This is a genomic window from Bacillus daqingensis (assembly GCF_042654445.1).
Taxonomy (GTDB): Bacteria; Bacillota; Bacilli; order Bacillales; family Salisediminibacteriaceae; genus Alkalicoccus; species Alkalicoccus luteus.
This window is the reverse complement of record NZ_JBHSGK010000005.1, coordinates 153,695-166,956: the sequence shown is the minus strand read 5'-3', so window position 1 is coordinate 166,956 and position 13,262 is coordinate 153,695. Positions and strand designations below refer to the sequence as shown.

The window sequence follows — 13,262 nt, the reverse complement described above, 5'->3', positions numbered from 1 at the left end:
GACCCTTTTATGAAAAGGATCCGGCCCGCGTTTATTTTTTCTCTGATGGTTCTGATTCTGCACCATCTTTCGTCACAGCAGTGACGTAATGCGTCAGCTCGCCTACGTCTTCTGACGAGTAACTCTTACGCCCATAGGCTGCTTTGCTGGCAGCAAGCTCCACAGTGCCGTCCTCCAGCTCCCTGTATACCCGGTAGCCGACGACGTTCTCATCGTCGACCGCATGCCAGCGGAAAGACTGGCCGCTGACCGAAATATTTTCCGGGGGATCCGGCTGCTCAGCTTCGTCTTCCACGAGTTCCGTATAGACGACGAGGCGGTCATCGTGTGTGCCATACTCCTGATTAAAGGTGCCGGTGCAGGTAATCAGATTCAGATGCCGTCCGTCGCTGCGCCCGAAAATTTCCTCAAGCGGAGCCTCACGTCGATCGTAAACGATCGTTTTCGTCACTTCAAACTGAAACTCATTTCCTTCGTCATCGGTTACAAAAACCTCTTCTCCAGCTTCCAGCTCATGCAGATCGTAAAATACGGCAGGACCGTCGCGGCTGTCTACGTGACCAGCCAGTACTGCGTTCCCCTGTTCTCCGGGACGCACACCCGGTTCAAACCAGCCGACCCCCTCAGCTGAATCAGGAACGCCCATCTGCCCGTTATCCAGTATGCCGACCTCCTCCAAATCGGCTTCCACGTCAATCGCCGGAATAGAGAGCGTTTCAGGGAGCCCAGGTCCCGTATCTTCTTCTGAAGCCTCCGGTGCTTCCTCCTGATTTGGATGGACCGTGAATGCGTCCATATCCTCAAATTCTCCGGCTTCTGCTTCCTCTGGCTCAGCCGGTGCTTCATTGCGCTCGGACAGCACCTGCGTCTCAGTCGGACTGGAGAAAACAGGCTGGATGAGCACCACGATCATAAAAGCAGCTGCGGCAGCTGCAGCCGGCAGCAGAAATAAGTACATGAGTCGCTTCATGTCAGCCTCTCCTTCCGCTGTCAATCGGACCAGTCCGGGAGCTTTGCTCCCGGAAGATCCGTATATAATCAGCCGTTACTGCTGGCTGCTCCACTTCTTTCGACCAAGCACCAGTGCACCTGCCGCAGCAATGAAGGCTGTCAGCATGGCCCACATAAAGGTCGTGTTGGATGCGGTACCGCCAAGACCAGTTGCCGGCATCTCTTCAGGCATGCTGTCTGCAGCGAACATGTCCGGGTTCTGGTCGACGATCGCTCCGCCCAGCACTTCACCGAGCATAAACATATGGTGGAAACCGTGACGGAACTCATCGCTCCACGTGCGCTCAAATTCACCTGCGGTATACGCATCGAACGTATTCGTCACGTCCGCTACGTGGGAACGGATTTCCTCTTCCCCGGCTTCTTGCGGAATGCCTGTTGCTTCATCGAGGAAGGCGGAAAATTCAACGACGTAGCTTTCCAGATCCGCTTCTGCCTGCGTTCGTGCATCGGCATCATCTTCAATTGCCGCTACAGTCATGTCACCGAAGAAATCAATGTGACTCTGCCAGATCGGTTCGAAGGCTTCTGCGCCATCATCTCCATAGACAGATCCGATTGTTTCTGTCAGATCCGCTGTATTTTCATCCAGTGCCCAGGACACAAAATCAAAGTCTTCTGCACCATCAAAGCCTTTCTGCATCGTGAAGGATGCCAGGAAGAAATGCTCGGACAGAAGGTGGTTCAAGTGTGCACGAAGGTCTGCGGCCGGTGTGGACACCTCTGTGTTATCAAAGTCTTCCGGGAACTGTCCGGAAATAGCGCCGCCAAGGTTCACGCCGATATCAAACATGTGGTGGAAGCCGTGACGGAAATTCTCGTATGCCTCCATGAATTCGCCGTCCACATAGGAATCAAACGTGCTCGATACATCTTCAACGTGTGCAGAAATCGCTTCTTGACCAGCTTCCTGCGGCAGACCGCCTTCTGTTGCGGCATCAAGGAAAGCAGAGAATTCGTCTACATAGTTATCCAGATCTGCTTCTGCCTGGGCGCGTGCTTCTTCGTCTCCTTCGGCTTCGGCTGCTACCATGTCACCGAAAAAGTCGATGTGGCTCTGCCAGATGCGGTTAAATTCTTCTGCTCCTTCAGATCCGTAAACAGATTCGATCGTCGCGGTGATCTCTGCTGTGTTTTCATCCAAAGCCGCTCCGGCTTGCGCCGTATCCTCTGCTCCATCAAATGCTTTCTGCATAAACGCGACTGTCAGTGCAAAATGCTCGGAGAAAAGCTGATCCAGGTCAGCCCGCAGATCAGCTGCCGGTGTGGAAACTGTCGGACTGTAGTCATCGTGATCGTGGTCTCCGTGATCATCAGCCATTGCAACGGTTGGTGCAAATACGAGCAGTGCGCAGGACGTCAGTGCTGCTTTCTTCATCATTTTCATCAATAATCCCTCCGTTTTTGTTTTGCTTTCACAAGAGTAAACGGAAGGAAAAAAGGATTGGATCACTTTTTCTCAAAAAAAATAAAAATACCGCTCCCGGACCTGTCCGGAAGCGGCTTTCCTGTTCTATTCTTCTTTTATCTGATCAAGCGGCTTCACCGCCGGGCCTTCGAGTACATCGCCGTCTGTGTTAAACCTGGACCCGTGGCATGGACAGTCCCACGACCGGTCCCCGTTATTCCAATAGAGCTCACAGCCGAGGTGGGTGCACGTTGTATCCACGATTGTGACGTGGCCTTGCTCATCCTTATAGGCACCTGCACGCTTTCCGTTTACATTGACGACTGCGCCTTCATTGAAATCGAGGTCTTCTACCTTTTTGCTCTTTCCGCGGTCGAGCTTTCCACGGACAAACTCCATGGCAACATCCATGTTTTCCTTAACCGCATGTTTCATTTCTTTTCCCGGCCTGAAGCGGGATGGTGTATACAGCGGCGCGTATTCGTTTCGCTTTTCCGTAATCCGGTCCGCGATGATCTGCGCGGCAGCAACGCCGTTCGTCATGCCCCACTTTGCAAAGCCGGTGGCGACGAATACATCATCTTTTCCCGGATTAACAGGTCCCGCATACGGGAGCCCGTCCAGTGTAAATACATCCTGGGAGGCCCAGCGGTAAGGCACTGCAGCGGTATCAAAGTGATCGAGGCCGAACTGATGCAGTTTTTTATAGTTTTCAAGCGTATTCACCTTCTGTCCGCTCGTATGTCCTTCTCCGCCGATAAGAAGAAGCTCTCTTCCATCCGTATCAAACGCACGGCGAATCGACCGCTTCGGGCTTTCCACATTCAAATACATCCCTTCCGGCGCTTTTGTGTTCAGACGGAAAGCAACGGAATAGGATCGTTCCACGTGCAGCCTCGCGACGAACAATGCCTGCAGGTCTTTGAATGGATAGTGAGTCGCCATCACCACATGGTCCGCCATCACGACGGAGCCGTTTTCCATGAGCACCTGCGGCCGCTTCCCGCGCTTAATATCGACTGCCCGCGACTGCTCGAATACAGGCATGTTTTCGACCTCCAGATAGCGAAGCAGCTTGGCGAGAAAGCAGACCGGGTGAAACTGGGCCTGGTCATACATTGCCAGCATGCGACGCTTCGTGCCGTCAAAGGCTTCTTTTTCCACCATGCCGCCATCAAGCTCCAGCTTTAAATACGCTTCCGCCTCCCGTTCCAGCTGCGTCATTCCCGCTTCCGTATCGGCATATAAATATGCGTTCTGCCGCTCAAAATTGCAGTCAATATTCAGCTTGCGGGTCATCCGCTCGATCCAGCTGATCGCATCCTCGTTGGCATCGTAGTATAGCCGGGCATTATCGACACCGACCTGATCAATCAAATCTGCATATTTCAGTCCGTGCTGGGACGTTATCTTTGCTGTCGTCCAGCCGGTCGTGCCAGCACCCATCCGGTCGGCCTCCACGAGCACAACCTGAAAGCCCCGTCTCGCAAGCATAAAGGCAGTCGAAACGCCTGCAATACCTCCGCCAATGACGCAGACCTCGGTATCGAGATCCTCCTCCAGTGCCGGAAATGTCTGTGTAGGCCGCTCCCGCCATAGTGATACGGGCTGTTCGGGCAGCTTGTTCATCCGGATCCCCCCTTAAAAAGTCGCTTTGCTTTCGATATTCCCACTGCCATTATTTATGAAACGAAATTATTTGAAAATTCGACGATTTATGATATATTGTAATCGCTTACATTTTTTTCGCTTCATCAAATACAGAGAAGAATGGGAGAGTGTGCACATGATCTACGCAAAGCCGAATACGGAAGGCAGTCTGGTTCAATTTAAAAAGCGGTACGATAACTATATTGGAGGACAGTACGTGCCGCCGAAAAACGGTGAGTACTTTGAGAACACGACGTCGGTAACCGGTGAAGTCTTTACCGAGCTTGCCCGCTCTTCGAAGGAAGATGTAGAGGCCGCCATTGAAGCGGGCCACGAAGCAAAAGCCTCCTGGGGCGCAACATCGCCGACCGAACGAGCAAATATTCTGCTGAAAATTGCAGATCGCATGGAAGCGAACCTGGAAATGCTGGCTGTTGCTGAAACGTGGGAAAACGGAAAAGCCGTCCGCGAGACGCTTGCTGCCGATATCCCGCTTGCTATTGACCATTTCCGTTATTTTGCGTCTGCTATCCGCGCTCAGGAAGGCGGCATCAGTCAGCTCGATGATGATACCATTGCCTATCATTTTCACGAGCCTGTCGGCGTCGTCGGTCAGATTATTCCGTGGAACTTCCCGATTTTAATGGCAACATGGAAGCTTGCTCCAGCTCTTGCTGCAGGTAACTGTGTTGTCCTGAAACCTGCTGAGCAGACGCCGTCCAGCATCTTTGTGCTGCTCGAGCTGATTGAAGATCTGCTTCCGCCAGGGGTGTTGAACATCGTCAGCGGTTTCGGTGTGGAAGCCGGAAAGCCGCTCGCGTCCAGCTCCCGAATTGATAAAGTAGCCTTTACCGGGGAAACGACGACCGGCCGCCTGATTATGCAGTATGCATCAGAAAATATTATTCCCGTTACGCTGGAGCTCGGCGGCAAGTCGCCGAACCTTTTCTTCGCTGATGTGATGCAGCAGGAGGACGGATACCTTGAAAAAGCACTTGAAGGCTTTGCAATGTTCGCGCTGAATCAGGGCGAAGTATGTACCTGTCCGTCCCGCGCCCTGATCGAAGAGTCCATCTACGACAGCTTTATGGAAAAAGCTGTAGACCGGGTCAAGCGCATCAAGACCGGCAACCCGCTTGATACGGATACGATGATGGGTGCTCAGGCATCGAAGGAGCAGCTCGATAAAATCCTGTCTTACCTCGATATCGGCAAACAGGAAGGTGCCAAGGTACTTGCCGGCGGCGAACAGGCGCACCTGGACGGCGACCTTTCCGGCGGATACTACGTGCAGCCGACTATTTTTGAAGGGCACAACAAAATGCGTATTTTCCAGGAGGAAATTTTCGGCCCGGTGCTTTCCGTCACCTCGTTTAAAGATCAGGCGGATGCGCTGTCGATCGCAAACGATACGCTTTACGGCCTCGGCGCCGGCGTATGGTCCCGCAATATTAACACGGCCTACCGCTTCGGACGCGCGATTCAGTCCGGACGCGTGTGGACCAACTGCTACCACGACTATCCGGCTCACGCAGCATTCGGCGGATATAAGAAGTCGGGTATCGGACGCGAAAACCACCTGATGATGCTGAGCCATTACCAGCAGACGAAAAACATGCTGGTCAGCTACAGTGAAGAACCAAAAGGCTTTTTCTAAGCCAAAAAAAGAAAGGGTGTTCTGTGATGACAGAACGAGTAACCGCAACCGAGGAGACGCTGGAACTGATTGAGAAGCTGAAAAAGCGCCACGGTCCGCTCATGTTTCACCAGTCAGGCGGATGCTGCGACGGCAGCTCCCCGATGTGCTACCCCGACGGTGACCTGCGAATTGGTGAAAGCGACGTGTACCTCGGCGAGATCGGCGGCTCTCCGTTCTATATGTCACGAGATCAATATGAATATTGGAAGCACACGCAACTGATTATCGACGTCGTCGATGGACGCGGGGGCATGTTTTCGCTGGAAGGCCCGGAAGGAAAGCGTTTCTTCACCCGCTCCCGCGTCTTCAGTGAGGAAGAACGAAAAGAGCTGCAGCTTTAGCATTTCTGGACATTTTCAAGCAAACCGTTTATACTTCCGTTAACAGTATACATTTATCCTGAGTGGACGAGAGATCTGGCTCTACGACTCCACGGCAACCTGCCTCGCAAGGTGCCAACGCCAGCAGAGCAATGCTCTGAGCGATGAATGAACGGATGAACCCCTTCTCTCATCGTGACAGAAGGGGTTTTTTGTGCATTTGCACGGACAGGGAATGTATGCTGAATCTATCAGCAGAGGAATGATGTATGATGAGTTACGCTTCCGCTCTATTTTGTCACCACGCCGATCCGGGAACCTATTTTCAGTCAACGGCGGCCAGAATGAAACAAAAAGCTGCCGGCTGTCAGTTTATCTTTGATGCCGGCACCTCCTTTTTCCACGATCGCTTTTACGTATACGCTTCCTCGATTCGCGGAACAGAATATCGCATCACGCTCTCCCGGGAGCAGTCCGAAACACTGCAGAAAAAAGGGCCCGGTTCCCTTGAACACTTTTTATGGAGTGAGCTGGAAAAGCAGGGGTTTCCCGCTGCCAAGGTGCAGTAAATCGCAACGAACTTCCTGCTGCTCAACGTATTGAATAACTGAAATACGCAGGCGGAGTCCATTCAGCTATCCAAGAACGCTCGTGAAAAAGCTGTATCTGTATCTCCAATAATCGCGAAAAAGACGTCCAGCATGATCGCTGGACGTCTTGTTGTTTCCTATGCTCCTGTTTCCTGACGCAAGTGGTGCACAAACCGGCGAACAAGCTGATCTCGTGTCCGTTTTGCAGAGAACTTCAGCTTAAGCTTGCCTGTGAGGCTGACCGGCTTTTTTTCACCTTCGTAAATCAGCTGTGTTTCGTTTTCGTTTAATTTGATCAGCGTAAAGCGCAGCGTCATGGCGAAATGTCCATCCGCTTCAAACGAAATCTGCTTCACTTTTTGGGACGGTTCATCGCGGTAATCCGTTGTTTCTACCACGTACGTTATTTCCCGTCCGCCCTCCGAGCACGTCTGCCGATGCTTCGCTCCAATAGTATCGCTGCTTCCTTCAATCAGTTCACTGTGAACAACGTGCGGCAGCAGGGTGCCGATGGAACGGTCCTGAAATCTGTGCCACACAACTTCAATATGTGTCGGAACGAGAGATTCTTCCTCCCACTTCATCTTGTTGCCCCCTCCTGCCCATTCGTTTCCTATGTTCCTATTATCGGGGCAGAAACACCGGCAAATCAAGCGATTCGGCTGTGGGAGATTATGAGAAATTGACGGAACTGTGGGAGGCCAGACTGATCCTTGTGAACCTGCACAGCTCGTACGTTTCTCGAACAGCGAACGAAGCCGGCATTTTCAGGTGCTGCATGATAAATGGTTCTACGCTGCTTCCAGCTCGCCTGACAACAAAAAAAACAGCAGGCCGCCCGGGTGCTGCGGACGTCCTGCCGTTTTTGTTATGAAGATACTTTAAGGGGGAAGATCTTCATGAAAAAGGGGGAGATAATTTGGTGCTCTCTCTTACAATTTCCACTTTAACATCTTTGTGTTAAAAACGTGTTTCAGAAGCGTAAAGGATTATGAAAGGATTGTAAAAAATTGTTCAGCTATAGTGGGGCGAGCTGTTTTTCTGCCAGACCTCCATCAGCTTATGCAGCATTTTCGGGGTATGCACAAATGCATTCTGCCGGTGCAGCCGCTCTGTCCGCTGATGCGGATCTTTTCCGAACGGGCCGACGTTCAAGACCGGTGCCTTCAGCTGCTGCATCGCTTCAAATGGAATCGTGTAACCCGTCCCCCAGACCGGTGTATTGTTGCGGTAAGCATCAAGCTCAGAGTCAGGCTTTTGATAGTTGACATAGCTGAGGTCGCAAATCCCGTTAAAGTAGTGGACGTGCTCGACGCTGAAGCCTTCTTCGCCTGCCGTCTGCTTTAAACTCTCCACGGCCTCCTGAATACGGCTCTCATCTGAAGAGTTGACTGCCGGATAGTACGGCGGTGCGAAAAACAGCACGGCGGCCGGGGCCAGCTCCGGACAAAGCAGCATCCACTCTCCGGCAAGACGGATCGCCTGCTCCCGGTCATCCCAGTCCTCTTCCTGCAGAATCGTGCGGGTCCCCTCCTCAATCAGATCTTCATCAAATTTATTTTTTACATAGGCGTAAAGCTCTTCGTAGCGGATGACACGAACGCCTGCGACGCCTTCTACCTGCTCACGTTCGCATAACCGCCGATAGTCGGCGCTGCACTGGTCCATCGCGCCGGTAACGACTTCTTCAAAGGTGTCCATCACCGCTCCTGCATCACGCTTCATCGTAAAGACGTTATAGAGGGCAGCGGCCCGGTACGGGGTCTGGGTCGAATATTCCAGCTTCAAATCCCGCAGCTGCAGCGAAACCGGAAGCGGCGTGCTTTCGCCGAGATCTTCTTCTCGAAACGCAGGATTCCATTCCATTTCTTTTGATACGTAAGAGGACATATAGGTTGCCGTAATGCCGCTGAGCGGTTCCCCTACGTGCGTTTCCTTTCCGTAGAACAGAACTGCCGGCATAATTTTGCCCATCGTGCCTGTATAAATATAGTGGGTCTCATCACCCGGCCGCTGCGTGAAGGAGGGTTCACTGTTCAGGAAAAGCGTATAATCCAGCGCGTGCCTCTCTTTCAGCTTCAGCAGCTCCGGCACCACTGTCCGCATGCCGACAGAATCGACCTCTTCATCCGGGACCGAAACGAGTATGAGATTGAGCGGCCAGCCTTCTTCAATAGCCTGCTCCATCACATGCAGATGCAGCACAACTCCCATTTTCATGTCCATCGTACCGCGGCCAAACAGATAGTTATCGGACTCTAAATCGCTTCTGGCTGCTTCCGGGAGCGTTTCAGCTTCCTCCTTCAGCTTCATGGTCAGCGCCTTCGGATCAAATGCAAACGGTTCCAAATGGCCGTATTCCTCTGTCTGAACCGTATCAAAGTGGCTGATCATGACGATCGTCTTTGTAACGTCTGCATCTGGATGCCGGTATACAGCTGTCAGGGAACGCCGGCCTTTATCCGCATCATGCAAGTGAACGTAATCCCGGTGTTCTTTAAAATAAGGAAGCAGCTTCAGCTTCTCTTGTAATTTAACTGGAAAATCTTTTTCTCCTTGTGAAAACGTCCGGCTCTCCCAGCCGACTACTTCACAAAGAAGTTCTTCAAGTGCTTCAGGTGTGTGCCATAACATGCCAACCATCCTCCCGCTGATAAAAAGTCCATTCCTTCACCAGTTTACCTTATCTGCAGAAAAAAACCATCAGTGAAGCAGAAAACCTTCCAATTCCGCTCCGTTGCCTGCACAATAGAAGAAGTATTGAAAAAGGACGTGATCGGATCGTGACGATACTTATCAGGCCGGCGATGCCAGAGGATGCTGCCAAACTTGCCGCTATAGCCTCGGACGTAACAGACGAAGGCTTTGGTCTTGCGAGTCCGGAGGAAGTGACACACACTGCTGCTTCGATGGAAGAAAAGATTCTCACTGTCGGAAAAGACCCCCGTTCGTTGTTTTTAACAGCAGAGAGCGATGGACAGCCTGTCGGTTCGCTGATCTTTCAGCGAAGTTCGCAAGTCAAATACGTCCACCACGGCAGTTTCGGCATGTCGCTTGCCCCTGCCTCACGAGGAGCGGGCATCGGTCGAAAGCTGATGGAGGCACTGCTGAGCTGGGCAGCAGAAGCACCAGGCCTCGAAAAAATCACGCTCGAAGTACTCGCAGAAAACACAGCCGCCCGGTCTCTCTACAAACAGTTTCAATTTGAAGAGGAGGGCAGGCTGCGCCGCCATGTCTACTATCAGGGTGCCTATGACGACCTGATCCTGATGGCCCTGTTTCTAAATCAGGAAAACCGAGTTTAGTCCCAGCTTTCAGTGGGAAACAGAGTCGTACACGATCCCAATTAAAGGAGCTGACTGTATGACACAACATCGTTTAAACCAGCTTGAAATCGGTCAAAATTACACGGCAAAGGAGCTTGACAGCTTCGTGTCCACGACGGATGTCGTCGTTCTCTCTTCAAACGAAGAGCAGCTGTTTACCGATCCGGAGCGCGAATACAAAGTTGCCGGTTCTTATAATGGCTTTTTCGAGCATTCCTCCGACAACGGAGAAAAGTATTTCCGTGAAAAACGTGCTTATATAGTAGAGAAAGTCTGACGCTGTTTCACGTGAAACGTTTAAATCCCGGACCAGTAAGAGACGGTCCGGGATTTTTATCAGCCGTGAACGTGATAGATGAAAAAGCCTGCAGAGGGTCAAAAGAGCGCAGCGGGATTTGATCCGCTGCGCTCTTAGCATATCGTGATTTATTCGTCTTCGACGAGCTCGTACGCGCCTTCTTCGTTGTGCGTTTCCTGACCGGTGATCGGCGGGTTGAACACGCAGACCATGCGCATATCCGAGCCTTCGTATGCTCGCAGATAGTGCTCGTCGTTCTTATCCAGCGCGTAGATTTCGTTGGCTTTGATCGGCCATACTTTGCCGTCTGCAACCGTTTCTACTTCACCCTCACCCTCAATGCAGTAAACTGCTTCCAGGTGGTTCTGGTACCAGATGTGCGTTTCAGTACCTGCTTTTATGACAGTATCGTGTACGGAATAGCCCATGTTGTCCTTTTTCAGGAGCAAGCGGCGGCTTTCCCAGTTTTCACCTTTTACGTGCTGATCGGAACCAATGATGTCTTCCAGTCGAACTACCTTCATGTCTGAAATCCTCCTCGATGTTTTCCGGTATTCTTCTACTATACAGACTGTCCGTTATCCGGACAGCAGAAAAGAGCGGCCGAAAGCGGAGTCCCGGCCGCTCTGATTCTGTTTTATTAAGTCGTTACTTCGCTGCCGTTTTCGTCTTTACGTTCATGGATTTGAGAGCGTCCTTGATGCTTGCTTCAATAATATCCAGTCCTGCCTGCAGGCCTTCCTCGTCAATGTTAATCGGCGGGAACAGCTTGAACACCTGGTCGTGTCCCCCTGCTGTTTCCATGATCAGCTGTCGTTCAAAGGCGTGCTCTGCCACCTTTTCACTAAAGCCTTCAATATCAGAAGAAATACCCTGCATGAGACCTCGTCCTTTACGGTGAGCCTTCATCTCCGGATATTTATCAATCATGTTATCAAGGAACTTCGTAACGGTTTCTGCGCGTGCCTGGACGCTCTTTTCAAACTCCGGGTCTTCCCAGTACGTGAGTGATTCTGTCGCAGTGACAAACGCCATGTTGTTACCGCGGAACGTACCGTTATGCTCGCCCGGCTTCCAGTCGTCCAACTCCGGCTTAATGAGCGTGATTGCCAGCGGCAGGCCGTAGCCGCCGATCGACTTGGACAGGCAGATCACGTCCGGCTTAATGCCGGCAGGCTCAAAGGAGAAGAACGTACCCGTACGTCCGACGCCAGCCTGAACATCGTCCACAATCAGGACAATGTCCCACTCGCGGCAGATGCGCTCCAGGCGCTGCATCCATTCAAAGCTTGCGGCGTTAATACCGCCTTCACCCTGTACGGTTTCAAAAATAACCGCTGCCGGAACGGCTACGCCGCTTCCGTTGTCTTCCAGGAATCGCTCGAAGTAGTCAAGCGTGTCTTCGCCTTCAACAAAGTTATCATACGGCATTTGAACCGTATGGCTCAGCGGAATGCCGGCACCTTTACGCTTCATGGAGTTTCCTGTTACAGACAGGGAACCGATCGTCATGCCGTGGAAACCGTTCGTGAAGCTTACGATGTCCGTGCGGCCGGTCATTTTACGTGCAATTTTCAGCGCACTCTCGACCGTGTTCGTTCCTGTTGGTCCCGGGAACATAATGCGGTAGTCCATGTCACGTGGTTTCATAATGACGTCACGGAACTTCTCCATAAACGCTACCTTTGCGTCTGTTGCTTTATCAAGTGAATGCGTGATGCCATCGTCGAGGATATAGTCAACGAGCTTTTTCTTCATAGCAGGTTCGTTGTGGCCGTAGTTCAGTGCGCCTGCACCAGAGAAAAAGTCGATATACTCCTTGCCTGCTTCATCCCACATTTTGTAGCCGCGGGCTTTCGTAAATACGGTTGGAAAGCTTCGTACATAGCTTCGTACACTGGATTCAAGCTCTTCGATCAACTGTAGCTTTTCATTCATGGATAAAGGTCCTCCCAATATAATTGTAGTCACCTTGTCTAAGCGGACGGTTGTCTTCCGATCTTGCCTGTGAGTTTATTTCTTCCAGAAAGGTCCGATACGGTACGTGTATTCTGCTTTCCCGTCTTCTTCCGGGAACACGTCCGCAGGGAACGTTTCGCGTACTTCAAATGACGTATCTTCTGTCTTCGCCAGCTTCTTAAAGAGAGACTGGGAAGCGACATTGTCTTTTGTAATCGTTGCTTCCAGATACTTGACATCTTTCGCTGCGTCACGGCTGAGAAGCTCATCCAGCATTTTGTAGGCTACGCCTTTTCCGCGCTGGGAGCTGTCCACTCCTACCTGCCATACAAATACTGTATCCGGATGCTCCGGCTGGATGAAACCGGTGATAAATCCGACTAGTTCGTCGTTTTCACGCGCAACGACGCAGGTCTCGGAAAAATATTCCGCCATCATAATATACTTATAGGCAGAGTTCAGATCTAACGACGTCTTCTTTGCCAGATTGTACATCCCCTGGCCATCTTCTTTGGACGGCTGTTCCAGTGAAAGGGCCTCAAGTACAGGAGTAACAGTAGTGCTGCTCATTACTTAAAAACCACCTTTTTTTTATTTATTTTGCGAGAAGTCATAGATCAGGATGTCTTCAAGCAAAGAAGCTTCCGTTTTTTCAACACTATTAATCATAGGACGCTTTGACTTTATTCGCAAACGGACTTAAACGGCATGGATAGTGATTAATCAGTATCGCTTAAGCTTAGTTATCTTCAGACCATCGATCTTGCTTATACCTCTCGATTTGTCGCTAATGCACCAGATTGCTACAGGTCGACTGTTAAATTTGCTTACAAATGGAAATTTATATCCATCTCCTCCTGTTTTTTCGGCCCGGTTTCTGTCCCGCCGCCGTGAAAGCGCTCATGGCACGCTTTCATATTATTTTCATTGATTCATATACCTGTTTATCAGAAAGCTAAACGGGAAATTATCAAAAAAGATGGGAGACGCCGAACGTAAAA

At 51.2% G+C, this 13,262-nt stretch carries 13 protein-coding genes and 1 riboswitch; of the genes, 5 read left to right on the top strand and 8 right to left on the bottom strand.

What is annotated here, in order from left to right:
* Positions 1-31: 31 nt before the first annotated feature.
* The 3 genes from ACFO4L_RS07165 to ACFO4L_RS07155 all read right to left on the bottom strand — a co-directional run bounded on the left by ACFO4L_RS07165 (position 32) and on the right by ACFO4L_RS07155 (position 4,048).
* Positions 32-970 (bottom strand): class F sortase, encoded by a 939-nt coding sequence (locus tag ACFO4L_RS07165; RefSeq protein ID WP_377909009.1) that lies wholly within the window; start codon positions 968-970, stop codon positions 32-34.
* 75 nt (positions 971-1,045) lie between these two features.
* Positions 1,046-2,398: a copper amine oxidase gene (locus ACFO4L_RS07160; protein ID WP_377909008.1), complete on the bottom strand. Its 1,353-nt coding sequence runs from the start codon at positions 2,396-2,398 to the stop codon at positions 1,046-1,048.
* A 126-nt stretch (positions 2,399-2,524) separates the two neighbouring features.
* Positions 2,525-4,048 carry an FAD-dependent oxidoreductase gene (locus ACFO4L_RS07155; protein WP_377909007.1) on the bottom strand — a complete coding sequence of 508 codons (1,524 nt, stop codon included), beginning with the start codon at positions 4,046-4,048 and terminating at the stop codon, positions 2,525-2,527.
* A 157-nt stretch (positions 4,049-4,205) separates the two neighbouring features.
* Between ACFO4L_RS07155 and adh the strand changes: the two genes are divergently transcribed.
* From adh to ACFO4L_RS07140, 3 genes are all read left to right on the top strand, one after another.
* Positions 4,206-5,726, top strand: a complete 1,521-nt coding sequence (gene adh, locus ACFO4L_RS07150) for an aldehyde dehydrogenase (protein ID WP_377909006.1) — start codon at positions 4,206-4,208, stop codon at positions 5,724-5,726.
* A 26-nt stretch (positions 5,727-5,752) separates the two neighbouring features.
* Entirely contained in the window at positions 5,753-6,109 is a 357-nt protein-coding gene (locus ACFO4L_RS07145; protein ID WP_377909005.1) for a DUF779 domain-containing protein, read from the top strand.
* Positions 6,110-6,159: 50 nt separating this feature from the next.
* Positions 6,160-6,259: riboswitch (SAM riboswitch) on the top strand.
* Between the two features lie 98 nt (positions 6,260-6,357).
* Complete coding sequence (locus tag ACFO4L_RS07140; RefSeq protein WP_377909004.1) at positions 6,358-6,657, top strand: hypothetical protein; 300 nt, start codon at positions 6,358-6,360, stop codon at positions 6,655-6,657.
* A 158-nt stretch (positions 6,658-6,815) separates the two neighbouring features.
* On the opposite strand, the gene ACFO4L_RS07135 is transcribed toward ACFO4L_RS07140, so the two are convergent.
* Positions 6,816-7,262, bottom strand: coding sequence for an SRPBCC family protein (locus ACFO4L_RS07135; protein WP_377909003.1), 447 nt, complete (start codon positions 7,260-7,262; stop codon positions 6,816-6,818).
* 430 nt (positions 7,263-7,692) lie between these two features.
* Positions 7,693-9,312 carry a M20/M25/M40 family metallo-hydrolase gene (locus tag ACFO4L_RS07130; protein ID WP_377909002.1) on the bottom strand — a complete coding sequence of 540 codons (1,620 nt, stop codon included), beginning with the start codon at positions 9,310-9,312 and terminating at the stop codon, positions 7,693-7,695.
* A gap of 149 nt (positions 9,313-9,461) precedes the next feature.
* Here ACFO4L_RS07130 and ACFO4L_RS07125 point away from each other — a divergent pair, with 149 nt between their 5' ends.
* Positions 9,462-9,983, top strand: a complete 522-nt coding sequence (locus tag ACFO4L_RS07125) for a GNAT family N-acetyltransferase (RefSeq protein ID WP_377909001.1) — start codon at positions 9,462-9,464, stop codon at positions 9,981-9,983.
* Between the two features lie 58 nt (positions 9,984-10,041).
* The gene (locus tag ACFO4L_RS07120) at positions 10,042-10,281 is read left to right on the top strand and encodes a hypothetical protein (protein WP_377909000.1); all 240 of its coding nucleotides are present in this window, start codon (positions 10,042-10,044) and stop codon (positions 10,279-10,281) included.
* Positions 10,282-10,430: 149 nt separating this feature from the next.
* Here ACFO4L_RS07120 and ACFO4L_RS07115 read toward each other — a convergent pair whose 3' ends face one another.
* From ACFO4L_RS07115 to ectA, 3 genes are all read right to left on the bottom strand, one after another.
* A complete protein-coding gene (locus tag ACFO4L_RS07115) occupies positions 10,431-10,826 on the bottom strand; it encodes an ectoine synthase (protein WP_377908999.1) in 396 nt (131 codons plus the stop codon).
* A 124-nt stretch (positions 10,827-10,950) separates the two neighbouring features.
* Entirely contained in the window at positions 10,951-12,240 is a 1,290-nt protein-coding gene (gene ectB, locus ACFO4L_RS07110) for a diaminobutyrate--2-oxoglutarate transaminase (RefSeq protein WP_377908998.1), read from the bottom strand.
* A gap of 75 nt (positions 12,241-12,315) precedes the next feature.
* Positions 12,316-12,831: a diaminobutyrate acetyltransferase gene (gene ectA / locus ACFO4L_RS07105; RefSeq protein WP_377908997.1), complete on the bottom strand. Its 516-nt coding sequence runs from the start codon at positions 12,829-12,831 to the stop codon at positions 12,316-12,318.
* Between the last annotated feature and the right edge of the window lie 431 nt (positions 12,832-13,262).